Source organism: Candidatus Dedyshia acidiphila (genome assembly GCF_051025295.1).
GTDB lineage: Bacteria > Acidobacteriota > Terriglobia > Terriglobales > Acidobacteriaceae > KBS-83.
Genome location: NZ_JBMGJV010000002.1, coordinates 87066 through 113098, shown reverse-complemented (window position 1 = coordinate 113098; position 26033 = coordinate 87066). Strand labels below are relative to the sequence as shown.

The following is a 26033-nucleotide window of genomic DNA, read 5'->3' as shown; positions in this document are numbered from 1 at the left end:
ACTCTCACCCGCGGCCAGCGCCCCGGGACGGCGGGTGAGTGGCGAGTGTCAGCCCGCGGTCTTTTCCGTGCTGGTCTGCGTAATGGCGAGCTGGTGGGTGGTGCGCTGGGCCAGGAGATATCCCACTCCGACAGCCCCCAGGCAGAGCAGGACGGAGAGCCCGGCATTCAGCAGCGCGCGCCCCCAAAGGCCCGAGCGCAGCAGGTAGAAGTTCTGCAGGCTGAAGGACGAAAACGTGGTGAAGCCGCCGCAGATACCGACCATCAGGAAGATGCGGACCGCCTCAGAGCTCTGGAAGCGGCTGCCGGAGACCGTGAGATTGCCGAGGTAGCCGATGGCAAAGGAGCCGAGCACGTTGATCAGCAGGGTGGCGCGAGTGGTGCCGGGGCTGACGTTGAGCAGGGCGCGGGTGATGCCATAGCGCAGGCATCCGCCGATGGCGCTGCCCAGGGCAACTAACAGGTAAAGGACCACTCCTGCCTCCGGTCGTTCGACCGCAGGCGGCCGTGGGCGCGCGGTGCGGCTGGTATGGGCAGGAGTCATCAGCCAGTGTGGCGGTTTCCGCGATTGCCCGCGCGGGGAGACTCCATTCCCCGACTGGGGTTCAGAGTAACAAAGGGTGAAAAACACCCGCGCCGAACCGGGGTGGAGCTTCATCTTGTTTAGTAGGAAGACAGAGGAACTCACGATATGAAACACCGTTGGACACTTACTTCATTGCTGTCTCTTTCGTTGGGCGTCGCGTTCGCGGCGTCACCAGCGCTCTCTGCCCAGAGCGAAGGCCCGGGTACGGGATCAGCGGAAGGTGCCGGTGCAGGCACCGTGGTGACCGTTGTCCCAAAGAAGGGCGGCGAGGCGATGCAGGCGGTGCCGCAGAGCGCGGTGCACGCAAAGGTGCTGGGCAAGGACGCGCCGGTCACGGAGTGGCGTCACTACACCGGGCAGGGCACGCGGCCGGATCTGCAGCTTGTCGTGCTGATCGATGACAGCGCACGCACGAGCCTGAGCCTGCACCAGAAAGAGCTGGCGGACTTTATCAACCAGCAGCCGCCCACGACCGAGGTCGGCGTGGCCTACATGCGCAACGGCACAGCGCAGTTCGCGGCTCCGCTCTCCACCGACCACGCCAAGGTAGCCGGCTCGCTGCGCATGACGAGCGCGGTGCCGGGCGCCAGCAGCAGCCCCTACTTCGCGCTGAGCGACCTGCTGAAGCGCTGGCCGGAGCACAGCCCTGACGTGCGGCGCGAGGTGGTCATGATCACCGACGGAGTGGATCGCTACGCTGGCCTGCGCTATGACCCGAACAGCCCGTACATCAACAACACGATCCGCGACCTGGTGCGCAACGAGGTGGTGGTGTACTCGATCTACTACCGCGATGCGGGCTTCGCCGACCGGACCGCGGCTGGCGTGGACAGCGGGCAGAACTACCTGACGCAGTTGTCGCAGGCGATCGGCGGCGAGTTCTTCTATCAGGGCTTCTCAAACCCGGTGAACTTCACGCCGTATCTCCAGGAGATCAACCGCAAGCTGGCGAACCAGTACGAGCTGCGGGTGACGCCGCCCCCGAATGCGAAGAACGTGGTGAACCTGCGGGTGCAGGTCTCGGCACCGAACACGCGGACACAGGCGGCGGAGCAGATCTTTGTGGGCGGCGGCAGGTAAGGACTTAGCGTTGGCCGGGCGCTGAAGCGGCCGGCCAACGCCATCTCGCAGAGCCATTGATCCGGTCTGCGGCATGGCGCGTTTCACGTCCCAGAGCCAGATCTCTACCCGACCGGCGACACGGCTCTGCCGGCCAGGCCCTGTCGGACGCCGAGACGCGAAACGCGGCCTCTTCGGCTCCCATTGAGTTCACATAGTGTGACGTTCGGACCGTCTTTCCACACCTGACGTGACCGACGACAGGTTGACCTGTGCGTGCGACAGGCGAGAATGGACCTGCACACCCCATGTCGGACTTCAGCCAGACAGTCAAACAGCAGGCGGACATCGTTCGCGTGATCGGCGAGTACATCACGCTGAAGAAGTCTGGCGCCCAGAATTACTCCGGGCTCTGCCCGTTTCATGGCGAGAAGTCGCCATCGTTCTCGGTACATGTGGGCGGGCAGTTCTATCACTGCTTCGGCTGCGGGGTATCGGGCGACGTCTTCAAGTTTGTCCAGGAGATCGACAAGCTGAGCTTTCCGGAGGCGGTGAAGCTGGTGGCGCAGAAGTGCGGCATTCCGCTGCCGAAGCGAGAGTTTCATTCCCCGGAAGAGGCCGCCGAGAGCAGGCTGCGCGGGCAGTTGCTGGAGCTGCACGAGCAGGCAACGGCGTGGTTTGAAGGCCAACTGAAGGCGCCAGAGGGAGCGAGGGCACGCGAATATCTGACTGGTCGCGGCCTGAAGCCAGAGACGATCGCGAAGTTTCGCATCGGCTATGCGCCCGAGGGCTGGAACGGACTGCGCGACCGGCTGAGCAGCGCAGGGCCGGTTGAGGCGCTGAGGGTCTCGGGCCTGTTCAGCTACAAGGAGCAGGAGGGCGAGACGGGCGGCGGCCGCGCCTATGACCGCTTCCGCAAGCGCATCACCTTTCCTATCTGCAATGAGCAGGGCCGGGTGATCGCCTTCACGGCGCGCTCGCTCGATTCGGACGAGAAGAGCGGCCCCAAGTACCTGAATTCGCCGGAGACGCCGCTCTATTCAAAGGGCCAGGTGCTGTTCAACCTGGACAAGGCTCGGCAGACCATCCGGCAGCAGAACTTCGCCCTGCTGGTGGAAGGCCAGATGGACTGCATCTCGGTCTTTGCGGCAGGGGTAACCCCGGTGATTGCGACCAGCGGCACGGCCTTCACCGAGCACCAGGCGCGTCTGCTGCGGCGGTACACGACGCGGCTGGTGGTGAACTTCGACCCGGACACGGCAGGCGCCAACGCAGCGGAGAAGTCGATTGCACTTCTGACGGAAGAGGGCTTCGAGGTCCGGGTGGTGACGCTCGAAGGCGGTCTCGATCCGGATCGCTTTGTGCGCGAGCGCGGGGTGCAGGCCTACGCGGAGGCGCTGAAGGGCGCACTGCGGCATACCGATTACCTGATTGAACGGGCGCGCAAGCTCTATCCGGTGCGGACGGCGCAGGGCAAGGTGGAGGCGGTGAACTACCTGCTGCCGCACATCCGGCGGCTGCCCCATGCGATTGCCCGGGATGAGTTCGCTCAGGATGCAGCGCAGAAGCTGGGCATCGACTCGGCCCTGCTGCGACAGGAGCTGAAACAGGCTGCGTCAAAGCGCGCGCAGCAGGTCGCGGTGCCGGCGTCCGCGTCCGGACTGTCCGAGTGCGAGCGGCTGCTGGTGCGAGCGCTCACGGGGCCGGTGGACGGCGCGACCTTCCGCCACGCTGCCGAGGCGCTGACGGCCGAGCCGGAGCACTTTGAGGGGCTCGGGGTGCGGTCGACGCTTGAACTGCTGCGCCAACGCACCGGGGGAGCGCCGCTGGACGCGCTTGAGGCGCCCGAAGCACGGGCCCTGGTGGCCCAAGTGCTGATGCGGGAGACTGAGCCAGTGACCCGGGAGGAGTTGGACGGGGCTCTCTTAACGCTTGAGCAGCACTGGTTGGAGCGGCGGCAGCGGAGGGCACGAGCGGCGATCGCGGATGCGGAGCGAAAGGGCGACCTGGCGGCCGTGACGGCGTTAGTTACGGAGCGGATGGCGCTTGACATGCGGCTGCGCTCGCTGGCGGAGCGGCAGGTGGCGCTGGCGCCCGGTTCGTAGCCGCTGTTGTCGTCGTTGCGTCAGGCGCAAACACCCTGAAACGAATTGCCGGCAAGCACATCTAACGGAGAGTAGGGGATGCGGGATACCCCGAGGGTGACGAGCCCCACATGATATCCTGACCCTCTCTGTCCAGGAGACTGCGTCGATTTGCCCGCTAAGGTCTTGCGACCGTGGGCACCAGCCACTGAGTGGCCTTTACAGCGCATCTTCACCCATAGAGATCGAAACATTACTGCGGCGGCCTACGACAGAGGGCTGCGTCAGCGGCGAGATAACGCGGGAGACGGAACGCGCTTTGGCAATCGACGACAAGTACGAAGACGATATCCAGAAGTTGATGGATCAGGGCAAGGAGAAGGGCTACCTCACCTACGGTGAGGTGAACGACCTGCTGCCGGACAACATGCATTCGGCGGACGACCTTGATGACCTGATCACGACCATTAATACCCAGGGCATTGACCTGCTCGAGGGCGAGCCCAAGTTCGGGGCCGAAAAGTTCGACGCGGAGCACGCCGAAGAGGGCGATGACGTCGAGCTGGACCTGACGCCGGGGACGCTCGAAAAGACCAACGACCCCGTCCGCATGTACCTGCGCGAGATGGGCACGGTGCCGCTGCTGACCCGCGAAGGCGAGGTCGAGATCGCGAAGCGCATCGAGCGCGGACAGCTGCGCGTGCTGAAGGCGATCTCGCGGTCGCCGATCGTGATCCGCGAAGTGGTCGCGCTTGGCGAAGACCTGAAACGCGGCGTGCGCAATATCAAGGAAGTGGTGATCTTCGACGAAGAAGAGATCACCGAAGAGGTGCTGCAGGCGCGCGTGAAGGCGACGGCGGTTCGCATCGACACGCTTGTCAAGCACCAGAAGAAGGCGCAGGTCCTGCTCGAGAAGCTGGACACGCTGAATCCGAAGACCAAGGCCAAGGAGTACCGCAAGACGCGCTGGCTGATGGGTCGGGAGCGTGTGCAGGTGTCGCGCATCGTGCGCGAGCTGAAGTACACCAACGCCGAGCGCAAGCGCCTGCTCGACAAGGTGAATAAGACGGTCGACTCCATGCGCACGCTGGAGCGGCAGATCAAGTCGCTCGACCAGAAGCACGACTCGTCGAAGAGCGAGGAGTTGCGCAAGGAGTATCGCCGCCAGCAGAAGAACTGCAAGACGGATCTCGATCGGCTGGAGAGCGAGATCGGTGTCTCCATTGCGGACCTGAAGCGCACACAGCGCGAGATGATCCAGGGCGACATGGACGCGGAGCGCGCGAAGCGAGAGCTGATCGAGGCCAACCTGCGCCTCGTCGTCTCGATCGCGAAGAAGTACACGAACCGTGGCCTGCAGTTCCTTGACCTGATTCAGGAAGGCAACATCGGCCTGATGAAGGCGGTCGACAAATTCGAATACCGTCGCGGGTACAAGTTCTCGACCTACGCGACCTGGTGGATTCGCCAGGCGATCACCCGCGCTATTGCCGACCAGGCACGCACCATCCGCATTCCGGTGCACATGATCGAGACGATCAACAAGCTGATCCGCACGTCGCGGCAGCTGGTGCAGGAGCTGGGCCGCGAGCCCACCTCCGAAGAGATCGCCAAGCGCATGGACATCCCGGTGGCCAAGGTGCGCAAGGTGCTCAAGATCGCGCAGGAGCCGATCTCGCTTGAGACGCCCATCGGTGAAGAGGAGGACTCGCACCTGGGCGACTTCATTGAGGACCGGCAGGCGGTCTCGCCATCCGAGGCGGTCATCAGCGTGAACCTGAAGGAGTACACCTCGCAGGTGCTGCGTACCCTGACCCCGCGCGAGGAGCGCGTGATCAAGATGCGGTTTGGCCTCGAGGACGGCTCCGAGCACACGCTGGAAGAAGTGGGCCAGAGCTTCCAGGTGACGCGCGAGCGCATCCGGCAGATCGAAGCCAAGGCCCTGCGCAAGCTGCGGCACCCGTCGCGTTCACGCCGGCTGAAGGCGTTCGTCGATGGCGTGAAGGAAGTCTAGTCAGCGCACTTACGTGCGTTCGGCACAGGGGGCGAGCCCGATGGGTTCGCCCCTTTTCCTTTGCGCGAGCAATGCTTCGATTGCGTCACACGCGGCGGGAACGCCAGGCTCGGTGCGCACTCGCTCAGCCATAGATGTAGCTGCCTGTGCGTAGGACGGATTGGCGAGCAGTTTGGCTAGCGCGGTGACGGCAGTCGCCGCTGTGAAGCGATTGCGCGCAAGCCAGAGGCCGGCACCCTGACGAGCGATTCGCGCGGCATTGTCGAACTGATCCCATCCGTACGGCACGATTAGCTGAGACTTGCCTGCGCGCATCGCTTCGCCCGTCGTCCCGGAGCCGCCCTGGTGAACGATGACCGCGGCGTGCGGAAACACCTCGGCATAGGACGCATACGGAATGGCGAGGACATCGGGTTCTTCGCGCGGTGTCTTCGGCCCGATGAGCAGAGCGCGGCGTCCGAGCGCGCGGGCGGCGACAACGGCAACGCTGAAGAAATCTCTAGCGTCATGCACCGCAGTTGAGCCTTGCGTAAATAGCAGCGGCGCCTCCCCCGCAGCCAGGAACGACGCGATCTGCGGATCGCGCACCACGCCATTGGCTGCCTCCGCAAAGACGAAGCCCGGCTGCACGACGTCGGCTGGCCAGTCTGGCTGCGGCATCGCGAGCGCCCGCGAGAAAAGCGCGAGCACGAGCGACGCAGCGAGCTTGTCCACAAACAGCGGATCGCACTGTTCGCGCACGCCAAGCTGGCGCCGCAGCGCCCGCACGGGCTGCCACCACTGCCGTGTCGCCGCCCTGCCCAGGTTGAGCAACGCGCGATTGATAAATGGACCAGCGTTGCGGAAGCGGTAGAGCTCTGGTGCGTTCGCGTAGAGAGGCGGGTCGTACACCGAGGTGAACGAGCAGGGCGAGAGGATCAGCGAGACCCAGGGCACGCCCAGCGATTCAGCGACGGGGGGCGTCGCGAAGACAAGCTCCCCGGAGATCAGCAGGTCCTGATCGTCGAGCGCGCGAAGCAGGTCGTCGGCAGTACCGGCGAGCTCCGGCAGGATGAGCTCGCGCATCAGGATTTCGTAGCCGCGGCGCGGATCGGAACAGCGGGCGATCATCTCGCTGTCCGTCGGGTCCCAGTCGGGCCGCAGCAGGCGGAAGCCGAAGCCAAGCGACTCGATGTGACTCCGGTAGAACGAGGCGGCAGCGATGGTGATGGCGTGGCCACGCTGCTCGAGTTCCTGCGCGAGGCCAAGGCAGGGGTGCAGGTCGCCCAGCGAGCCAATGGTGGCGAACAGGATTCGGCTTCGTTCCCCGCCCGCCATGGCTCACCTCGCGGGCTCATCGTCTCATGCGCGCGACCATCCGATCGGATCGCAACTCCGGGTCGGGTAAGTCCAAATCGATGGAGCCAAGTGGCTGCGACCCAGCCCACCACCCCAGGCGCGCGTTTTGGTAATTGGGTGCTACACTCGCTCACCGCGGAGGTCTGGTATGCGCGCGTATCCGCTGCTTGCGATGGTCTCTCTTGTCCTGTGCTGTCCTGTCCTGTGCCGCGTGGCCCGTGCGGAGACACCGACGATGTGGACAGGTTTCATCACCGACACGCATTGTGGCACACACTGCCAGCGCACCAGCGACATGAAGCCTGATGCCCAATGTGTGCGCGAGTGCGTGCGCAAGGGCTCAAAGTATGGGCTCTGGTACGGCCACCACGTCTACCAGCTTGAGCCGCAGTCACGGGCCAGACGGTTTGCTGCGGAAGAGGTGCGGGTGACCGGGCGCATGGAGAACGATGTGCTCCACATCGCGACCATCACGTCCGCACCGCCAGCGAGATAGCCACCGAAACAGTTACGGTAGTGGCTTCGCTGTGCCGTTTTTCAGGGCTTGATCGAGCAGCGAATGTACGGTCTGCTCCGCCTGCCGGCTGCGAGCGCGTAGTTCCCTGCCGAGTTCTGCTTGCCGGCTGCCCAACTGGGCCTGCTTCGCACCGAGCGCTGCCTGTTTGCTGGCCTGCTCGCGAATCTGCTTTTCGAGCGGCTCCATTTCTTTGCGCATTCGTTCGGTCTGCTCGCGCATATGGCTCGTCCACTCTTCGTCCCACTTCTTCTGGTCGAAGCGGAACTGCTGCATATCGTGGTCGAAGCGTTCTTGAGCTTCCTTCGCCTGCTTCTCGAGTGCTGTGATCTGCTCGCGGCTGAGGGTGTCGTGCTCGAGCGAGAGCTTCACCTGAGCATCCGTCATCGCCTGTACGTCCTTCGAGAAATCCTTCGGCAGCTCGATGTGGATCGGGTTCTGGAACTGCGCGGCAACGCCTGCGATCTTCGCCTGTTCAGCAGCGAGCTTTGCGGTGAGCGCACCCAATTCACCCTGATCGACGCCGAGCAGTCCCTGACGCGCGCCGAGTTCCCCCGCCTGCTTCGCGAGTTCGGTCAGGGGCGCGAACGCTTCGCGCACCCGCTTCACGGTTGCGGGATCGTCGATGAGGTAGGTCTTGCCATCGCGCTCGAATAGCAGGGCGCCAGCAGGGTGCGTGCCTGGAACCGTGCGACCGTGGAAGGAGCAGACGGTGCCTTCGGGCTCGCAGATGGTGAACTCATGATCCGTGTCGATGTCAGCGTCGAGCGATGCGAACTTTGCGTCCTCATCGTCGGCGAGCTTGTCTGCAGCGATGGCCGGGACACTTGTGCCGGTGATGTCACGATCGGCAGCTACAGCGGCCGGTGGCTTGGCAGCTGGCGTGGCTGGAGGAGCGGACGGCGCGACTAGTGCGGGGGGTGCGGGCGGGGCCTGCGGGGCGGCGAGCACCGCCACTTGAGGCTCAAGAAGTCTCACGGTTCCTGCCGACGCCAGAGCGCAGATGACCAAAGCAGCGCAGACGCTCACCGCGCGACCACGGCGGAGGATGATGATGCGTGTGAGCTGCGGGTCGGCCAGCAGCCGTTCGATGCGCTCCGACAGCCCGGAGACATGCGCCATCGCGACCATGCCGGCAGGCGCGTGGCCGCTGTTTGCGAAGCGCAGCAGGAGTTCGGCATAGCGCAGGCCATCGCCGGTGCGCTCGACCGCTGCGCGGTCGCAGAGCATCTCGCTGACGTGTGCCAGCTTCGAGCGCAGCCACCAGGCGAGCGGGCTGATCCAGAAGAAACAGAGATGCAGCGTTGCGGCGAGTTGCAGGTAGAAGTCGCCCTCGCGCACATGTTCAGCCTCATGCGCGAGCGTGGCGGTGAGCGTCGCTGCGTCCCAGCCAAGCGCGTCGAGGGGCAGCAGGATGCCGCTGCCGAGAGTGGCCGGCGATTGCAGTTGCAGGGAGAGGCGCACCGGCGCGGTGATCTCGTCCGTCGCAAAGGGCTGCGCCGTGCGCCAGAGTTCGGCTGCCATCCATAGCCCGAGCACAACGCGGACGAGCAGTATGACGGTCACTGCGATGTATGCCAGCAAGCCAAACTGCCAGAGCCGGATCGAAGGAAGCTGCGGCAGGATCGAGATTCCAGCTGGCGACGAATGGCGCGACCCGCGCTCGGTTGGGAGCGTGGGGCCGGGCGTCGTCGGGCTCGTCGCCGGAGCCGGCGCCGGCAGATCGAAGCTCGCGGACTGAATGCGCGCTGATGCCGGTGCTGGTGCAGCGATCACCATGCGCGGCGTGGACCATGGCGATGTGAGCGTCAGCCGTGGGATGTGCAAGGCCACGAGTAGCGGCATGGCGAGCGAAAACATGAGGACACCGGTCCAGATGCGCTTCAGAAAGCGTGCGTGCTCGATGCGCAGGCCGCGCAGCAACAGCGCAACGACGACAGCAAGGGCGAGCGAGCGGACGGCAGACTCTCCGAGGATCTGGGTGAAGTGCATCGGGTGAACTCCTGGGTTGCTACGCTTAAGGTTGCGGCGATTTGTGCGCCGCGCCGTATCAAACTACCGGGGCCGCACGTTCTTCTCGCGAGCCCGGGCGATCTTGGCGGCCAGCCGCTCCAGTTCGCGGCCGGTAAGAACCTCGGCATCGACCATGCCGACCAGCAGAGCCTCTACAGATCCGCCGCAGAAGCGATCGACGATGCCCTGCACCGCGCGCCCCGCGACGGAGCGGCCATCCGCGGAGGCACGGTAGACGAACGTGCGCTGGCTGAGAGTGTGGGCGAGGTAGCCCTTCTCCTCGAGCCGGCGCAGGACGGTGCGAACCGTCGATTCCTTGAGCGCGCGGCCAGCGGCGCGAAGCTGCTCACGGACCTGCTCGGCCGTCGCTTCGCGCTGCTGCCAGACAGTACGAAGGATGGCTTGCTCCAGTTCGCCGAGGCCGGCGGGGTCGTGGGTCTGAGGGGCGGGTTGAGATGTGCTACCGCTCATAATGTTACGGACTGTAGCACAAGGTCGGGAATGACTGTCAAGCACTGCTCACCAGATCGCGCCAAAACGAAGGAGGGCAGCCCTTGGGCTGCCCTCCTGGTCACGCTGTATTTGAGTGGAGAGAAGTTACTTTTTGCCCGCGTCGTCTTCGATCGCCTTCCACTCCTCAGGGCTAAGCTGGACGCTGGCCGAAGCGACGTTCTCCTCGAGGTGCTTGACAGACGACGTGCCCGGGATGGGCAGCATGACTGGGGAACGATGCAGCAGCCAGGCAATGGAGAGCTGCGCCACCGTGTTGCCATGACGCTTCGCTGCGGCGTCGAGCGGACCACCCTCGCGCGCGAGCTTGCCGGCGGCGACCGGATACCAGGGGATGAAGCCGATGTTGTGCTGCTCGCAGTAATTCACAACGTCTTCGTGCTGACGATCACCGAGGTTGTACTGGTTCTGCACGCTGACGATGTCGAGCACTTTGCGGGCCTGCTCGATCTCGTGCGGCTTGACCTCGGAGAGGCCGACGTGCTGGATCTTGCCCTGCTGCTGCAGCTTCTTGATAGGCGCGAGCGACTCTTCGACCGGCACCTTCGGGTCAATGCGATGGAGCTGCCAGAGGTCGATGCGCTCGAGCTTCAATCGGCGAAGGCTCATCTCCACTTCCTGCTCCAGGTACTCCGGCCGGCCCACCGGCAGCCAGCGGTTCGGCCCGGTGCGGACCAGTCCTCCCTTGGTCGCGATGACCACGCCCTTCGGATAGGGGTGCAATGCCTGGGCGATCAGCTCTTCGCTGACGTAGGGGCCGTAGGAGTCGGCGGTGTCGATGAAATCAATGCCGAGTTCGACGGTGCGCTTGAGGACGCGGATGGCTTCCTCACGGTCCTTCGGCGGACCCCAGATGCCCTCGCCGGTGATGCGCATGGCGCCGTAGCCGAGGCGGTGAACCGGGGTCTTGCCGCCGAGCGAAAAGGTGCCACTGGATTGTGCGGAAAGCGTCGGTGCAGTGCTCATACTCGATACGATGCCCGGGTCTCGAGCAGGGGTGCGAAGAGTTTCGGATCACTCTGCTGCTGCCGAGTTGGCCTTCGCCGACCCGGGGAACCGGGAGCGTTGCGGTTGCGTAAATCCCAGGCAGAGGCGACGCAAGCGGACGTCTCAGACGCGGCCGCCGCAGCAGCAGCACGAGAAGGAGTGCACATGACGATCCCGTTTGTCCTGCCACCTATGACCGATCAGCAGCGCGCCACGTTTGCCGTGCTCTATCCCGGCGTGCAGCGCGACCCGCTGCTCGGGGTGCTGCTCGCCATCCTGCTGGGCAGCTTCGGGGCGCAACACTTCTACCTGCGACGGAATGGGCTGGGTGTGGTGTATCTGCTGTTCTTCTGGACCGGTGTGCCGGCGATTCTTGGATTCATCGAAGCTTTCTTCATGCCGGGCCGGGTGGAGCGCTTCAACGCGGAGCAGGCGGCGCTGCTGGCGAACGCAGTCGTCCATGGCGCGGCCGCCTTTCCACTGCCGGCCGCGATGGTCGGCTGTATTCACTGCGGCATGGTGCAGACTGCGGGCGTGCGTTACTGCGTGCAATGTGGACGGCCAATGAATTAGCCGCCGCGCACCAGGCTAAGAAGCAGGATGGTGAGCACGGCGATGCTGATCCAGACATAGAGACGATCGCGCTCGCGGGCGAAACCCACCACGGCAAAGAGCACACGAACGATCGGTGTGGCGATGAGCACGAGCAGGCCAAGCTCAATGATGCTGGCGGCACTGAAAGACGCGAGCTGGCGAAACACGCCGGAGATCGAGCTAAGCGGGTTGAGGAGCGACGTCGCCGGTGCACGGAAGTGCGTAAGGTCTGGCGCGGGTGCAGCCGGGTGACGCAGCAGAAGCACGCCGCCCGCGAGCACCAGCGCCGCCGCGAGCAGCACGCCGACACGCAGCAGGTTGCCGATGGCAAGCTCGATCTGTTGATCCTGCTCTGCCGTCGGCGCGGATGGGGACGAAGTCATCAAAGCCGGCCTGTCAGGCTCGAATAGATCATCTCGATGCCGAGCACGACAATGACCAGCGCGAACACACGGCGCAGGGTCGCCACGCGAGCATTGATCAGGATGCGGGTGCCAATCAGCGAGCCCGCAAGAACACCGAGCATGACCGGCATGGCGAGTGACGGGATGATGTATCCACGGCTGATGTAAATTCCGGCGCTTGCTGCTGCTGTCACACCGATCATGAAATTGCTGGTGGTGGTGGACACCTTGAAGGGCAGACGCATGATCTGGTCCATGGCCAGCACCTTGACCGCACCCGATCCGATGCCGAGAAGCCCGGAGAGGCCCCCCGCGAGGAACATGGTCGCGAAACCACCGGGCACCCGCTGCGCGATGTAGGGGCAGCGTTCGCCGGGTGTGCCCGGGTCATGGGCCGGGTAGTTCCCGGCCAAGCGCAGGCGTTCAGCGAAACGATTGTGCACCGGCGCTGCGCCCTCGTGCCGCAGCCGCACAGCGGATACGGCCGAGTAGAGCAGCACGAGCCCGAAGACAATGCCGATGGCGTGCGTCGACACGCGGGAGGTGAGCCAGGCGCCGACCAGCGCGCCAAGTGTGGTGGCGGTCTCGAGAAACATGCCGATGCGGATGTTCGAGAAGCCTTCGCGCACATACGTCGCCGCTGCACCGGATGAGGTAGCGATGACGGACACGAGCGATGCACCGATGGCGTAGCGCAGGTCGACGTGGAAGAGCAGCGCAAGCACGGGCGTGACTACGACGCCGCCGCCAAGGCCAGTCAGAGAGCCCAGCAAGCCAGCGACGATGGATGTGGCAAGCACCGCGAGCGTGAAGGTGAGAATCGTCATGCGATGCCTGCCGAAACTGCAGAGCGCAGACGGCGTGCTCCTGAGCATACGCCGTGTCTGTGTCAGCCGCGCGAACGTGGCTACTCCTGCCTGGTCAGTTCCGGTGAGTGCGGTCTCTCTTCGTGCTGCTTCTCTTCGTGATAGTCCTGCTCGGTGTTGATGTCCCAGAGGCTCTGCTTGTCGGTGATGCCAGCCAGGAGGTTGTCCACCGCCGTCATGGCGGTCAGCATCGAGTGGTCCTGGTTGTTGTACTTATGCATGCCATTGCGGCCGACCATGAACAAATTCTCAATGGGGTCGAGCCACGCGCGCACTTCATCGAAGCGGTCATAGGTGCCGAAGTACGCAGGGTAGGTCTTGGGCACACGCACCACGTGCCCGTCGCGCACCTCGTCAGCACAGATGATGCCGATGGACGCGAGCTCACTGATTGCGAACTTACGAATCTCATCGTCTGGCATCTGCCACAGTGGATCGCTCTGATAGCAGAAATACTCAAGCCCGATCCAGACCTTGGTCGGATCGGCAACCATGGCGGGGCTCCAGTTGTTGAATATCTGTAACCGCCCTAAGAGCACATCGGGCTCCTGGATGTAGATCCAGGTGTCCTTGAGGGGCGAGCCTTCCGGCTCGGTGACCAGCAGCCGATCGACGAGCAGCCCAACCGTGATGAAGTCGCGGTACATCAGACCGTCCACCACCTCGCGCACATTTGGAGGCGGCCTCAGCGTCGGGCCGAGGGCGCGGACCAGCTCCGTGACCGGCATGGTCGAGAAGCAGTAATCTGCAGTCACAGAGCGGCGCTCGCCAGTGGCGCTCAGTGCTTCCACGGCGGTGACGCGATTCTCCTCCGTGTGAACGCGGTCGACACGCCAGCCGGTCGCGACCTCGCCGCCCTGCCGGCGAACAAGCGAAGCAACGTGCTGCCACAACTGGCCGGGTCCGTGCTTCGGGTAGAGGAACTGCTCGATGAGCGATGTCTCAGTGTGCTTCTGAGAGAGGTCGGTGCCGCGCGGCCGCGACGAAAAGGTGCGGCGCAGGAAGTGTGCGGCCGCAGTGGTCAGCGAAAGTCCCTTGATGCGTTGCGCGCCCCACTCCGCACTGATCTGATCGCAGCGCACGCCCCACACCTTCTCGGTGTAGGACTGGAAGAAGGTTCGGTAGAGCTGCGTGCCGAAGCGATTGATCAGGAAGTCTTCTAGCGTCTTTTCCGGACTGCGTTGGCGCACGCGCGACGTGAGGTAGCTTGCGCCGATACGGGCCGTTCGCGCCATGCCCAGCTTGCTGACTGTGCTGGAGGTAAGCGTGATCGGGTAGTCGAAGAAGCGGCGCAGGAAGTAGATGCGACTGCGGCGCGGACGGACCAGCATGACCAGGTCCGGATCGGCATCCGCCTGCGTGTCAGTGTGAAGAGTGTGCAGCGTGCGGTGACGATTCTGGTACGAGATCACGGCGTGACCCGCGCCTTCGTCGGCAATCGGCATCAGGTCGAGCCACCACTGCATGACGCGGTCCGACTTCGAGAAGAAGCGGTGACCGCCGATGTCCATACGGTTGCCCTTGTACTCGATGGTGCGGGAGATTCCGCCGACATCCTCGCCCGCTTCCAGCACGACGGGCTGGATCGCAGGGCGGCCGTCGGGGAGTGTGCCGCCACGGCGCAGCAATTCCAGGGCAGCGGTGAGTCCGGCGGGGCCCGCGCCAATGATGACGACCGTGCGCTGGTCTATCATCGCGCCCCCGTCGTGTTCGACCCTGCTATGTGCAGCATGGTCATGCGCGCCGCTCGAACCGGCCCGCAATGCAGGTAGCGACGAGCTGGCCCACAGGCGAGAGCGCGACGAGATCGGCGCGATGGCCCGGCGCGATGACGACGTGCTCTGCGAGCCCGGTGAGTGCCGCGGGGTTGCGCGTCGCAAGCGGCATGACGTCTGCGATCGAGAGCCCGGTGAAGCGCGCATAGTTCGCGACGGCGCGATCCATGGTGAGGATGCTGCCGGCGAGCACGCCATCGCGCATGGCACGCCCGTTCGCCACATCCACATCGAAGCCGCCCAGCTTGTAGCGGCCTTCGGGCATGCCGGTAGCGCTCATACCGTCCGTGATCAGGATGGCTCGCTCCGCCCCCTTGAGCCTGGCGAACAAGCGCACCGCCGTGGGATCGACGTGGATGCCATCGCAAATAAGCTCGGCGTAGAGGTCCTGATCGTCGAGCACGACGCCGAGCATCCCCGGCTCGCGATGATCGAGACCGCGCATGGCGTTGAAGGTGTGGGTGGCGGAGCGTGCGCCCGCAGCGATGCCGGCACGTGTCTCGGCAGCCGTGGCGTCGCTGTGACCAACACTGACCCGCACTCCGCGCGCAGTTGCGTGCTGAATTAATTCGAGTGCACCGGGCAGTTCTGGCGCGATGGTGAGAAGGCGGATGGTGCCGCGCGCGGCCTGCCAAAAGCGCTTGAACAGTTCTACGGATGCTGGCTGCAGCAGCGATGGCGGATGCACGCCTCGCTTCGCGTGGGACAGGAACGGTCCCTCAAGGTGGATGCCCAAGGGGATTGCACCGTCTGCTGCGAGCGGTTGTCCCGCCGCTTGCTCGATGCTGCTGGCGATGACGTCCAGCGCGCGCAGTGTGTCGTCAACAGGAGCAGTGACAGTGGTCGGCAGGAATGCGCCCACACCACGAGTCGCAAGATAGCAGGCGACGGCGGTGACGCTCTCCGCGCCTTCCATAACATCGTGGCCGGCTGCGCCGTGGACGTGAATGTCGAGCATCGCCGGCGCAATCAGCGCGGAACCGAGATCGTGCCGCTCCTCGTGATCGGGAAGGCCAGCACTCTGTGAGCCGAAGCTATGGACCTGGCCGTCTTCAATCAGCAGCCACGGGTCGGGCAGCGCCTGCTTCCCGGTGAGAAGCGCGGCTGCGGTGAGAAGGCAGCGCATCAGGATCCTTTCTGCTCATTATCAACGGAGTGGTGGGATGGGGACAGCGGAGTGGGGACAGCAGGTGCAGGGGGCACGCCGATCTCCTCTGGTGGTGGCAGCGTGCGGGTCTTCTGCCACTGGGCGCGCAGTGTGTCGAACTGGCGCGCGCGGCCGATCCAGAGCTGGGTTCCCATGTCGAACTCGGCGAGCACGTTGCCCAGCCAGTAAGGCCGGTTGTCGCGCAGCCACGCTGCTGCAAAGAGTTCGCGAGTCAACGTGTAGCCATCGCGGAGGTCCTGACAGCGGCCGTTCGCGTTCGAGATGTCCACCAGATCGGAGAACGTACGCGAGTGCGGTGAGACGGAGCGCTCTGCGTAGGCGTCAGCGTACGTGCGAGCCATCTCGTCCGCGAACTGAAACTTCATTCCAATGAAATCGATGCGCCGGGCACCGAGTTCGAGTGCATCGAGAGCCTCAGTCTCGCGCAAAGGGGCGGCCGCGCGCGCCTCTTTGACCAGCGTGATCGCTTTCTCCGCATGCAGGCGCACTTCGTCGAGCACTGGCCGCAGTTGCGCGGCATGCTGCTGGCCCGCGGCGCTCCACGGGTCTTCCCAGAACAGCGCGTTCGACGCGCCGAAGCGATTGCCCGGCACCGTGAGCAGGCGGTGCGCGGCCATGAGCTGACGCTCCGCCTCATTCAACTTTCCGGTGGCATCGCCGTGGAAGACCGCGCCGTAGCTCTCTTCGAAGTCAGGGATCGAGCTCTCGCCCGGCTGCCATGCAGCAGCGGCACCGAACAGAACGCCGTACCAGTCTTCGTCGAAGATGCCTTCACCATCGTCGTTCCAAACGGTGTTGAGCATGCCGCGCGCGCCGAGGCGCTGACCGTCACGCACGAAGTGCTGGATGTTGATGAGGCCGACGTTCGCATCCGGGTAGACGCGCTTCCAGTTATTCACGCCGGGCGCGACCCAGACCTCCATGCCCGCACGCGTGAACGGCTCGATGTAGCGATCAAACTCCGGCAGCGCGTCGTACTGCCAGGGGACGCCGATCATGTCCTTCGGCAAGGAAGCAACGAGTTCTGGCTTGTTCCACGCGAGGTCACCCCAGAAGAGGATGCGCTTCCCGGTGGGTTGTAGCGCCTCGTGAATCTGTCGCAGAAAGTCGACGTAGACCGCATCCAGTCCGCGCTGCGCAACTAACTCGCCGGCCTGTCCTTTGCCGAGTTCGACAGTTTCATCCGCACCGATGTGGATCCAGGGCGATGGGAATTGCTGCGCGATCTGCGTGAACCACTGCCGGATCAGCGCAAGCGAGCCGGGCTCGACGGGCGAGAGCACGTGGCCGTGCGGCGTCTCTGCAAGCTGCGAGAACTGCTGATACTTGAGGACATGGTGCAGATGCCCGAATGCCTCCTGCTCAGGAATGACGGTGATGTGAAACCGCGCGGCGTAGCGGACCAGTTCTGCGACATCGGCTGCTGACATGGAGCCACCGGGCGGCGCCGCGAGGGGTGAGGCTGAGTAGGCGAGTGACTGCTCAAAGTACGGCGAGTAGATGTTGAGCTTATATGCGGCCAGGGTGCGGATCTGGCGTTTCTGGAAGGCCAACGTCGGCACCGGGCCGCGCGACAGATCGTCGCTCAGGCCGCGATGCGCGAGCGCGGGCCAGTCCCGGATGGTCGGCGTGGTGAGAACCGCAGCCTGTGTCGAGGTGCGCGGCAGGATGAGTTGCTTCGCGGTTTGCGCACCGTAGAAGAGGCCCGCGCTGGTGGCGGCGATCACGGCAAGCCCATGCGGGCGCGGCAGAATAACGTAGCCCTCGTCGTGCATTGCGGGATCGAAGATGATGTGCGCGGCGACGAGCATAGTGCGGGCCGCCGCGGTGTTGCTGCGAACTAGTTCAATCGTGGTGACGCCACGCTGTGTAGCCACTCCACGTTCTTCGATGGCGGCGCGCAGATCCTCTGCAGTGAAGCGGTCTTCCCGATCGAGAGATACCGTGCTGACGCGCAACCCATGGTCGATCGGCAGCACGCGTCCGTCGCGGACCTCGCGCGGCATGGGGATGAGCCTGAGGTGCGCGCTCGACTGCGCGAGCGAACCCGGGGCCAGCGCGAGGAGGGCGATGACCAGCCATTGCAGACGCAGGCTGGTGAACGGACGAGCGGAGCGGGCGCGGAGCACCTGCCCATTGTGCAGCAAGGACGCGGAAGTGGCGGTTCCCACAGGTGTTTCGGTTTGCGCCGCGAACCATCATCGACACAGACCGAGACCGTTCTTTGCATCGGGATGGTTGGCAAGGCTTTCGATTCGCCGCGACATAGGCGCAGAAACGGCTTGCCCGCCCAAATGCATTTGCTCATGATGGTGCGCGCTGGACCCCCCACCCACAGACCGTGCGCGCCCTGCCGACAGCAGCCCGCGTGGACCCTCACCACAAATGCGAGGTTCTCCCGTGACGAACTTACCGGCCTCTCTGAGTCTGCCTGCGTCGGCAGATCGCTCTCTCCACTCTGCTGCACGGCTCCGCTCCGCCCTGCTCTCGATGCTCTGCCTGACCTGTGCGCTGCCCTGGGCACAGGCTCAACACGCGCCGCATTACTCCGTCAGCGCGATCAGTCCGCTTCCGGGTGGGCTGGATAATGTGGCGCTGGCGATCAATGGGCGTGGCGACACGACAGGCATCTCCGGCTACTCTGGCGAATCGTTCACTCTGGGGCATGCGTTTGTTGCACGTGCCAACGACCTCACCGACGTCGGCGCGCTGATCGAATCGTTTCCGAGGATCGTTTACAGCGAGGGGACAGGAATCAACAACAAGGATGACGTCGTCGGCTTTTTCATCGGCGGCTATCGGACTGCGAGCGGAAGCTTCTTTTACGACTACTCCGACGACAGCATCACCCGGTTGCCCCCTCTCGATGGGAATGATCCGCTGCCGAGAGCGATCAATGATCGCGGGCAGATCACTGGCTACGTGTATGTGGCAGGCGAGATGCAGGCTTTCCTCGACGAGAACGGCACGATCGAAAGCCTGAACACGCTGGCGAATGTTCACTATGTGTCGAGCACTGGGAGTGCCATCAACAACGAGGGTGCGATTACTGGCGGGATCCAGACGCCATCCGGGACACATGTCTACCTCTACCGCAACCGGGAACTACACGATCTGGGTGCGCCGTATACCGGTCCGGGCGCGTATGCGGTCGGCATGGCAATCAATAACCACGAAGAGATCGCCGGGGACGCTACGGTGAACGCGAGCGGAGCGAGGCATGCGTTCCTCTACCGGCTCGGGCGCTTCGTTGACCTTGGGGTGCTGCCGGGCGCGACCGAGAGCGCCGCCGCCGGGCTGAACGACCGCGGCGAGGTGGTCGGCTACAGCAGTCGTCCGTTTCTGTACTGGCACGGGCACCTGTGGGATCTGAATGATCTGATCGAGCCGGGTTCCGGTTGGGTCCTGACGGCGGCAACGGCGATCAACGATCGCGGCGAGATCGTGGGCTACGGCCTGTTCCAGGGACGATCGCGCGCCTTCCGCTTGATGCCCGCGGGCCGCGACAGCGATGGGGACGGCGACAACGACTAGCTGACAGAGCGCGAGAGCGAGGCAGAAGCAGGAGGAACGCTACTGCCTCGCTTATCTCCATGTGCCTGACGGTGTGCACGGCCTTTCCTGTATAAACGTGTGTTTTGGAGGAGAGGCATGGCCGAGTTGCGCTACCAGTCCGGGTTCCTGAACGAGTTTGCGACCGAGGCGGAGCCGGGCGCACTGCCGGTAGGGCAGAATGCGCCGCAGCGGCATCCTCTTGGCCTGTACGCGGAGCAGTTCAGCGGGACGCCGTTCACCGCACCGCGTGGGCAGAACCGCCGATCGTGGCTGTACCGCATCCGCCCATCGACGGTACACAAGCCGTACACTCCGGCGCGTTCGCAGCGGTTGATCCGCGGGTGGCCGTGTCCGGAGGCGTTAAGCTCGCCAAACCAGCTGCGCTGGAATCCGGAGCCGATCCCGCATGGTGGGGTCGATTTCGTCGACGGCCTGATGACCATGGCCGGCAATGGCGACGCGTCGATGCAGTCAGGTGGAGCGATCCACGTCTATGTCGCGACGCGCTCCATGCAGAAGCGCTTCTTCTGGAACGCAGACGGCGAACTTCTCGTGGTGCCGCAGCTTGGAAAGCTGCTGATCTTCACCGAGCTCGGCAAACTGGAGGTCGCGCCGGGTGAGATTTGCGTGCTGCCGCGCGGCATCAAATTTCAAGTCGAGCTGCTGGAGCGTGAAGCACGCGGCTACGTGTGTGAGAACTACGGGCCGCAGTTTCGGCTGCCGGACCTGGGGCCGATCGGGGCGAACGGGCTGGCGAATCCGCGTGACTTCCTTACCCCCGTCGCGGCCTATGAAGACCTGCAGGAGCATGTCGAGGTCATCGCAAAGTACAACGGCGTGCTCTGGTGCAGCGGCATGGAGCACTCACCGCTGAACGTGGTGGGCTGGCATGGCAACTACGCACCGTACAAATACGACCTATCGCGCTTCAACACGATCAATACGGTGAGCTTCGATCACCCGGATCCATCTATCTTTACCGTGCTGACGGCCCCGAGCGAGATCCCCGGCACCGCGAACATCGACTTCGTGATCTTCCCGCCGCGCTGGATGGTGGCCGAGCACACATTCCGTCCGCCCTGGTTTCACCGCAACGTGATGAACGAATTCATGGGGCTGATCTTCGGCCAGTACGACGCGAAGGCCGAGGGCTTTGTGCCCGGCGGCTGCAGTCTGCACAACTGCATGAGCGGCCATGGACCGGACGCGGATACATATGAGCGCGCCACGAACGCGGAGCTGAAGCCGGTGTACCTGGACAACACGCTGGCGTTCATGTTCGAGATGCGCTTCACACTCCAGACGACGAAGCATGCGCTCGAGAGCACGACGCTGCAGCGCAACTACTTCGAATGCTGGCAGGGCCTGAATCGCCGCTTCACCCCGCCCGGGCGAGCATGACGGCGCTCGAATATCTGCTCACCGGGCTGATCGACTATGCCGGACTGTTTCCACCTGCGGGTCTGGAAATGGATGCGGCTGTTCGTAACTACGATAGCTACCGGAACAGCAGCGAGCAATGGATGCTGGGCCGGTTCATCGTGCCGGCCGCTCGGCTGCCCGAATACGAGGATGCGGTACGCAACGCAGGCATCGATGCAAGCGCATGGAGCCTGAGTTTGCTCGCCGGCCCGAACGACGTGGAACGGCTGGCGGGCTTCAACACCGGTGCGGATGAAACTGGCGGAGGCGGCTGCGGCAGCATCGATGTACTTGAATTGCGCGCGAACAGCTCGCGCGACATTCAGGACCTGGCACCGGCGTTCGGCGGCAGATACCAGCTCTACTTCGAAGTGCCGCTTGAGAAGGCGCCCTCGCTGTTGCCCGCGATTGGTGTTGCGCGTGCTCGAGCGAAGATGCGGACCGGCGGCGAGGTGCCGCAGGCCATTCCAGAGTCAGCGCGTGTGCTCGGCTTTCTGCGCACTGCGAGTGAGCGCCGGCTCCCGTTCAAGGCAACTGCCGGCCTGCATCATCCCTTGCGCGGCTCGCAGCGTCTTACGTACAAGCCGGACAGCGCGAGTGCGACGATGCACGGCTTCCTGAACGTCTTCTGCGCCGCAGCCCTGCTGTGGCACGAGCCAAAGCAGGCGCAGGAAGCCGCATGGCTGCTGGACGAACGCGACCCCGACACCATCACTATGAGCGACAACGAGATCACCTGGCACAACAGTGGCGTGGTGCTGAGCGCAGAGCAGATTCGGCGTGCGCGGCAGGAGTTCGCCATTTCATTTGGCTCCTGCTCGTTCACGGAGCCGATTGAGGACCTGAGGACGCTGGGATGGCTGTGAACACGACCGACCCGAGCCTGGTGAGTTGGGTGAAATCGGCGCAGTCGGCGGACACAGACTTTCCCATCCAGAATCTTCCGTTCGGCGTGGCACGAATCCCGGGCGTGGCAGAGCCGCGCATCGTGGTGGCGATCGGGGATCGTGCGCTCGACCTAAATGCTGTGGCAGCAGCGGGAGCGCTCACCGGCGTGCCTGAGGCAGTGGCCGCCGCGTGTAGCGCGAGCACCCTGAACGCATTGATGGCGCAACCGCGCAGCGCTCTGCGCACATTGCGTGAGCGGCTGAGTGCATTGCTCGAAGCCGCACGCGTGGATGCATTGCGCTTTCGCACTGCCATGGAAGCAGCCCTGGTGGCGCAGCAAGAGATCGAGTTGCTGGTCCCGGCAAAGATCGGCGACTACACCGATTTCTATGCGTCGATCTATCACGCGACGAACGTGGGCAAGCTCTTCCGGCCAGACAATCCGCTCCTGCCAAATTACAAATACGTGCCGATCGGCTATCACGGGCGCGCGTCCTCGATCGTCGCCAGCGGCACCGCCGTGCGGCGCCCACGTGGCCAGGTGGCGGGCGGAACGAATGAGCCGCCCAGCTTTGTGGCCAGCCGCCTGCTCGACTATGAACTCGAAGTAGGTGCGTATGTGGGACAAGGAAATCCGCTCGGCGAGCCGGTCGGGATCGAAGAAGCGCGCGAGCACATCTTCGGGCTGTGCCTGCTGAACGACTGGTCTGCGCGCGACATCCAGGCTTGGGAGTATCAGCCATTGGGGCCGTTCCTGGGCAAGAGCTTCGCGACAACCGTGTCGCCCTGGGTCGTGACGCTGGACGCGCTGGAGCCGTTCCGCACGGCGGCTGCTACGCGAGCGTCCGACGATCCCACGCCGCTGCCCTACCTCACCAGCAGTGACGATCAGCAGCGCGGCGGCTTCGATGTGCACCTGGAGGTGCTGCTCGAAACGCCGCGCATGCACCAGGCCGGTGAGGCGCCGTTTCTGCTGAGCCGGAGCAACCTGCGCGAGCTCTACTGGACGCTCTCCCAGTTGCTGGCTCACCACACCAGCAATGGCTGCAACCTGCGCACTGGCGACCTGATGGGGACCGGTACGGTGACCGGATCCGCGACCACGGCGCGCGGCTGCCTGCTCGAGATCACCGCGCGAGGCGCACAACCGGTGGTGCTGCGCAATGGCGAGACGCGGCGCTTCCTCGAAGACGGGGACACGGTAATCCTGCGCGGAGCCTGCGAGCGCGGCGGCGTGCGGCGCATCGGCTTCGGCGAGTGCCGCGGCACGATCCTCCCCGCGCGCTAGGTACTGGCCCATACTGGCGGCAGCGCTCCCGCGTGTAAGTCTCGTGTGAGCAAATGCCGGCGCCCTCCACGTTTACGGAAGCGCTATCTACTGGAAGTCGGGCTTCCAGAGTGGCAGTGGCTTTGCCCAGAAGACAATCTCGCCTGGCGCGGCGATGAGGGCGCGACTGGTGCACTCGTTATGCGCGACGAAGCCGGAGCGGATCGCGGTCGTGACATCGACCGCGATCACGGGGCCGGAGCAACTGAAGTAGGCGAGACGGTTCGGATCGCCGTAATCCTTGAAGGCGGGACGAAGAGTGAACGTACTGCTGCCGGCGAGCGGGGCCAGCTCACCCCGGCCCCTGCCGCCTACGTAGACGATCGACTCCTCGGCATCCGCGTCCCATTGCACCAGTACGTTCTGGTGGCTCATGGGGAGGCCGGTTTCCGCATTCAGGATGCGGACGATCAGGCGCTGCGCATGCGCGGCGGAGCTGAGCAGGAGCACGCCGGTAAAGGTGAGAACCAAGGCTCGCAAGAGACAGCGAACAGAAGAGGCAGAAGGCACAGCAGCAGACAAGGTGTTCATCTGTAGTCTTCATGCGCTGGCTCGCCGCGATCACGCCAATCGATACCGCGCATGCTCCTTTAAGAATGGATCGGCTGGCGGCGAGAAACGGATTCCCCGGAAGTGGATACGGGTAGCACGGGAGTGGTGGATTGATCCGTTCCGGGAACGTACTGGCTGCTTCTACTCACGGAGCACACGCAGGAAAGACCATCCTGCGCGCGCGTCAGGATGCGGCACAAACGGTGCCAGCTCGCTAGAAGCGGGCGACCAGCATCTTCTCTTCGGTCATCGACTCGATCGCTGACCGGATGCCTTCGCGGCCGAAGCCGCTCTGCTTGACGCCGCCGTAGGGCATGTGCTCGGCGCGCCAGGCGGTGCTTTCGTTGACCAGCACAGCGCCCGCTTCAATCTCGTGGAAGGCGCGCATGATGCGGTTCCAGTCCCGCGTGAACACCGCCGCCTGCAATCCGTAGCGCGAGTCGTTCACGGCGGTGATGGCCTCCTCAAAATCTTCGTAGGGGTTCAGCAGCACAATGGGCGCGAAGGCCTCTTCCTGGAACAGTGGGGTGTTGGTCGGCACCTTGGCCAGCAGGGTGGGCGAGAGATGCGCGCCACGACGCTCTCCACCCGTGATCAGCCGAGCGCCGGCGTCGACGGCACGTTCGATCCAAGAGGCCGCGCGCTCGGCGGCAGCCGTCGAGATCATGGGCCCGATCTGCGTGGTCTCGGAGAGAGGGTCGCCCGCGATCATCTGCTCGATGCCCTCGGTCACGCGCTGAGCCAGCGTCTGCCAGCGCGTCTTGTGCACGAAGACGCGCTGGACGGAGATGCAGCTCTGCCCGGAGTAGCTAAAGCCCCCGGTCAGGATGGCCTGCACGGCCTGGTCGAGATCGGCGTCGTCATGGATGATCATGCCGGCGTTGCCGCCGAGCTCGAGTGTGCAGCGCAGGCGCGGGACCATCGCCTTCAGCGTCCAGCCCACCTCGGCGCTGCCGGTGAACGTGAGCATGCGCAGGCGCTCGTCGGTGAGCAGGCTCGCCGCTACCTCGTTGGCGCAGGGCAGCACGCTGATGGCTCCGCGCGGCCATCCGGCATCGACCACCATCTCGCCGAGGCGGAGCGCGGTGAGCGGGGTCTGCGGCGCGGGCTTGATGATGATCGGATTGCCCGAGGCGATCGCCGGTGCGAGTTTGTGCGCGACCAGGTTCAGCGGGAAGTTGAACGGCGTGATGCCGAGGATGGGGCCGATCGGAAAGCGGCGGATCAATCCGGCGCGGCCATCCGTGCCGCTCGTCCAATCGAGCGGCAAGAGCGCTCCCCCGATGCGGCGGGCCTCTTCGGCAGCGACGCGGAAGGTCTCGACCGCACGCGTCACCTCGGTGCGGGCAGCGGAGATGGGCTTACCAGCCTCGAGCGCGATGCCACGAGCCAGGTCGAGCGCCTCATGTTCGAGGCGCCGGGCGATATGGGTCAGGATGTCGGCACGTCGCCAGGCGGGGAGGGCGCGCGTCTCGGCAAAGGCGTGAGTCGCCGCCTTCATGGCCTCGACGGCATCCACGGCAGTGGCTTGGCAAACGTTCGCCACGATCTGGCCGTTGTACGGGTTACGGACCTCCTGGGTCGCTTCGTTGTTGCGCAGATGACCGGCAAGCAGGAGGGGCGTGGCGGCAGGGGCGCCCTGTGAGGAGGCGCGCTTGGCTTTGGTCATGGACATTGGGTCCATGGTAGCTGGAGCCGATGGGGGTTTCAGTACCCATAGGCAATCGGAAAGTAATGGGTGGGCAAACTTTCGTCAGGGCGAAGTTTCAGCGAAGGATGGTCTTCCCGGCAGCGGAAAGCGAACCAAAGGAGACGCGAATATTTGGTGAAGGTCGCTCCTTCCCGAGGTAAGTTCTTGCCAGCAACCCTGATTCATTCTTCTGCCCAAGGTGATCCGATGACCAGCGCTCTTCCCACTTCCTACATTCCAGTCACACAGTTGTTGACCGCGATTGTCCAGATTGCTGCTGAACACCACCGCTTCGGCCGCTTCGCTGATGCCAGGGCACTTTATGACGAAGTGCTCGCGCTCGATCCGCGGCACAGCGACGCACTGTTTCTGCTGGCGGCGCTGGAACGCAAGGCGGGCCGGCTGGAGCAGGCCCGGGATCATCTCCGTGAGGCGGCGCGCTGGGCGGCAGATCGCAACCCCGCGGAGGCAGAGTTGCGGATCGTGGAGCGCCTGATCACGCAGCGCAAGGTGCGCGCGGGGAAACCGGTCCAGAGCTGGGGCTTTCCCTTCCCCGGACAGGGTGACGGCGCAGCACACTTCGCTCAGGCCTAAGGGCCTGGCGGGGCAGAGGTCGAGGACAGGAGCGGGGACGACAAGGCCATGGTCTGGGTCGTTCCCGGGGCCACCTGAGCCCGGGGAAGGATGT

At 64.5% G+C, this 26033-nt stretch carries 22 protein-coding genes and 1 riboswitch; of the genes, 10 read left to right on the top strand and 12 right to left on the bottom strand.

Features of this window, described 5'->3' with window-relative positions; all coding sequences use genetic code 11:
- Positions 1-48: 48 nt before the first annotated feature.
- The gene (locus AC5IJH_RS01440) at positions 49-543 is read right to left on the bottom strand and encodes a fluoride efflux transporter FluC (RefSeq protein ID WP_491901005.1); all 495 of its coding nucleotides are present in this window, start codon (positions 541-543) and stop codon (positions 49-51) included.
- A riboswitch (Fluoride riboswitch) is annotated at positions 527-603 on the bottom strand. Its footprint overlaps the gene before it by 17 nt.
- 87 nt (positions 604-690) lie before the next feature.
- Here AC5IJH_RS01440 and AC5IJH_RS01435 point away from each other — a divergent pair.
- The 3 genes from AC5IJH_RS01435 to rpoD all read left to right on the top strand — a co-directional run bounded on the left by AC5IJH_RS01435 (position 691) and on the right by rpoD (position 5742).
- Positions 691-1665: a vWA domain-containing protein gene (locus AC5IJH_RS01435; protein WP_491901004.1), complete on the top strand. Its 975-nt coding sequence runs from the start codon at positions 691-693 to the stop codon at positions 1663-1665.
- A gap of 287 nt (positions 1666-1952) precedes the next feature.
- Positions 1953-3749 carry a DNA primase gene (gene dnaG, locus AC5IJH_RS01430; RefSeq protein ID WP_491901003.1) on the top strand — a complete coding sequence of 599 codons (1797 nt, stop codon included), beginning with the start codon at positions 1953-1955 and terminating at the stop codon, positions 3747-3749.
- A gap of 340 nt (positions 3750-4089) precedes the next feature.
- Complete coding sequence (gene rpoD, locus AC5IJH_RS01425; protein WP_491901082.1) at positions 4090-5742, top strand: RNA polymerase sigma factor RpoD; 1653 nt, start codon at positions 4090-4092, stop codon at positions 5740-5742.
- A 9-nt stretch (positions 5743-5751) separates the two neighbouring features.
- On the opposite strand, the gene AC5IJH_RS01420 is transcribed toward rpoD, so the two are convergent.
- Entirely contained in the window at positions 5752-7059 is a 1308-nt protein-coding gene (locus AC5IJH_RS01420; RefSeq protein ID WP_491901002.1) for a glycosyltransferase, read from the bottom strand.
- A 169-nt stretch (positions 7060-7228) separates the two neighbouring features.
- Between AC5IJH_RS01420 and AC5IJH_RS01415 the strand changes: the two genes are divergently transcribed.
- Positions 7229-7576, top strand: coding sequence for a hypothetical protein (locus tag AC5IJH_RS01415; RefSeq protein WP_491901001.1), 348 nt, complete (start codon positions 7229-7231; stop codon positions 7574-7576).
- Between the two features lie 12 nt (positions 7577-7588).
- Here AC5IJH_RS01415 and AC5IJH_RS01410 read toward each other — a convergent pair whose 3' ends face one another.
- From AC5IJH_RS01410 to AC5IJH_RS01400, 3 genes are all read right to left on the bottom strand, one after another.
- Positions 7589-9586, bottom strand: a complete 1998-nt coding sequence (locus AC5IJH_RS01410; RefSeq protein WP_491901000.1) for a M56 family metallopeptidase — start codon at positions 9584-9586, stop codon at positions 7589-7591.
- A gap of 63 nt (positions 9587-9649) precedes the next feature.
- On the bottom strand, positions 9650-10078 hold the full coding sequence (locus AC5IJH_RS01405) for a BlaI/MecI/CopY family transcriptional regulator (RefSeq protein WP_491900999.1): 429 nt from the start codon (positions 10076-10078) through the stop codon (positions 9650-9652).
- A 126-nt stretch (positions 10079-10204) separates the two neighbouring features.
- Positions 10205-11083 (bottom strand): aldo/keto reductase, encoded by an 879-nt coding sequence (locus tag AC5IJH_RS01400; RefSeq protein WP_491900998.1) that lies wholly within the window; start codon positions 11081-11083, stop codon positions 10205-10207.
- Positions 11084-11269: 186 nt separating this feature from the next.
- On the opposite strand from AC5IJH_RS01400, the gene AC5IJH_RS01395 reads away from it, so the two are divergent.
- A complete protein-coding gene (locus AC5IJH_RS01395) occupies positions 11270-11677 on the top strand; it encodes a TM2 domain-containing protein (protein WP_491900997.1) in 408 nt (135 codons plus the stop codon).
- On the opposite strand, the gene AC5IJH_RS01390 is transcribed toward AC5IJH_RS01395, so the two are convergent.
- The 5 genes from AC5IJH_RS01390 to AC5IJH_RS01370 all read right to left on the bottom strand — a co-directional run bounded on the left by AC5IJH_RS01390 (position 11674) and on the right by AC5IJH_RS01370 (position 18040).
- Positions 11674-12081: a DUF1634 domain-containing protein gene (locus AC5IJH_RS01390; RefSeq protein WP_491900996.1), complete on the bottom strand. Its 408-nt coding sequence runs from the start codon at positions 12079-12081 to the stop codon at positions 11674-11676. The two genes, AC5IJH_RS01395 and AC5IJH_RS01390, sit on opposite strands and share 4 nt — an antisense overlap.
- Positions 12081-12929, bottom strand: a complete 849-nt coding sequence (locus AC5IJH_RS01385; RefSeq protein ID WP_491900995.1) for a sulfite exporter TauE/SafE family protein — start codon at positions 12927-12929, stop codon at positions 12081-12083. Before AC5IJH_RS01385 ends, AC5IJH_RS01390 begins: the two co-directional genes overlap by 1 nt.
- An 80-nt stretch (positions 12930-13009) precedes the next feature.
- Complete coding sequence (locus tag AC5IJH_RS01380) at positions 13010-14662, bottom strand: NAD(P)/FAD-dependent oxidoreductase (protein ID WP_491900994.1); 1653 nt, start codon at positions 14660-14662, stop codon at positions 13010-13012.
- A gap of 40 nt (positions 14663-14702) precedes the next feature.
- On the bottom strand, positions 14703-15869 hold the full coding sequence (gene nagA / locus AC5IJH_RS01375; protein ID WP_491900993.1) for an N-acetylglucosamine-6-phosphate deacetylase: 1167 nt from the start codon (positions 15867-15869) through the stop codon (positions 14703-14705).
- Positions 15869-18040, bottom strand: a complete 2172-nt coding sequence (locus AC5IJH_RS01370) for a family 20 glycosylhydrolase (protein ID WP_491900992.1) — start codon at positions 18038-18040, stop codon at positions 15869-15871. Before AC5IJH_RS01370 ends, nagA begins: the two co-directional genes overlap by 1 nt.
- A 271-nt stretch (positions 18041-18311) precedes the next feature.
- Here AC5IJH_RS01370 and AC5IJH_RS01365 point away from each other — a divergent pair, with 271 nt between their 5' ends.
- The 4 genes from AC5IJH_RS01365 to fahA all read left to right on the top strand — a co-directional run bounded on the left by AC5IJH_RS01365 (position 18312) and on the right by fahA (position 23064).
- Positions 18312-19445 (top strand): hypothetical protein, encoded by a 1134-nt coding sequence (locus AC5IJH_RS01365; RefSeq protein ID WP_491900991.1) that lies wholly within the window; start codon positions 18312-18314, stop codon positions 19443-19445.
- 117 nt (positions 19446-19562) lie between these two features.
- Positions 19563-20867 (top strand): homogentisate 1,2-dioxygenase, encoded by a 1305-nt coding sequence (gene hmgA, locus AC5IJH_RS01360; RefSeq protein ID WP_491900990.1) that lies wholly within the window; start codon positions 19563-19565, stop codon positions 20865-20867.
- A complete protein-coding gene (locus AC5IJH_RS01355) occupies positions 20864-21754 on the top strand; it encodes a hypothetical protein (protein WP_491900989.1) in 891 nt (296 codons plus the stop codon). The genes hmgA and AC5IJH_RS01355 overlap by 4 nt, the downstream gene beginning before the upstream one ends.
- A complete protein-coding gene (fahA, locus tag AC5IJH_RS01350) occupies positions 21745-23064 on the top strand; it encodes a fumarylacetoacetase (protein ID WP_491900988.1) in 1320 nt (439 codons plus the stop codon). The genes AC5IJH_RS01355 and fahA overlap by 10 nt, the downstream gene beginning before the upstream one ends.
- An 87-nt stretch (positions 23065-23151) precedes the next feature.
- Here fahA and AC5IJH_RS01345 read toward each other — a convergent pair whose 3' ends face one another.
- The gene (locus tag AC5IJH_RS01345; protein WP_491900987.1) at positions 23152-23583 is read right to left on the bottom strand and encodes a hypothetical protein; all 432 of its coding nucleotides are present in this window, start codon (positions 23581-23583) and stop codon (positions 23152-23154) included.
- A 286-nt stretch (positions 23584-23869) separates the two neighbouring features.
- On the bottom strand, positions 23870-25330 hold the full coding sequence (locus AC5IJH_RS01340) for an aldehyde dehydrogenase family protein (RefSeq protein ID WP_491900986.1): 1461 nt from the start codon (positions 25328-25330) through the stop codon (positions 23870-23872).
- 150 nt (positions 25331-25480) lie between these two features.
- Between AC5IJH_RS01340 and AC5IJH_RS01335 the strand changes: the two genes are divergently transcribed.
- A complete protein-coding gene (locus AC5IJH_RS01335; RefSeq protein ID WP_491901081.1) occupies positions 25481-25939 on the top strand; it encodes a tetratricopeptide repeat protein in 459 nt (152 codons plus the stop codon).
- The last annotated feature ends 94 nt before the right edge of the window (positions 25940-26033 follow it).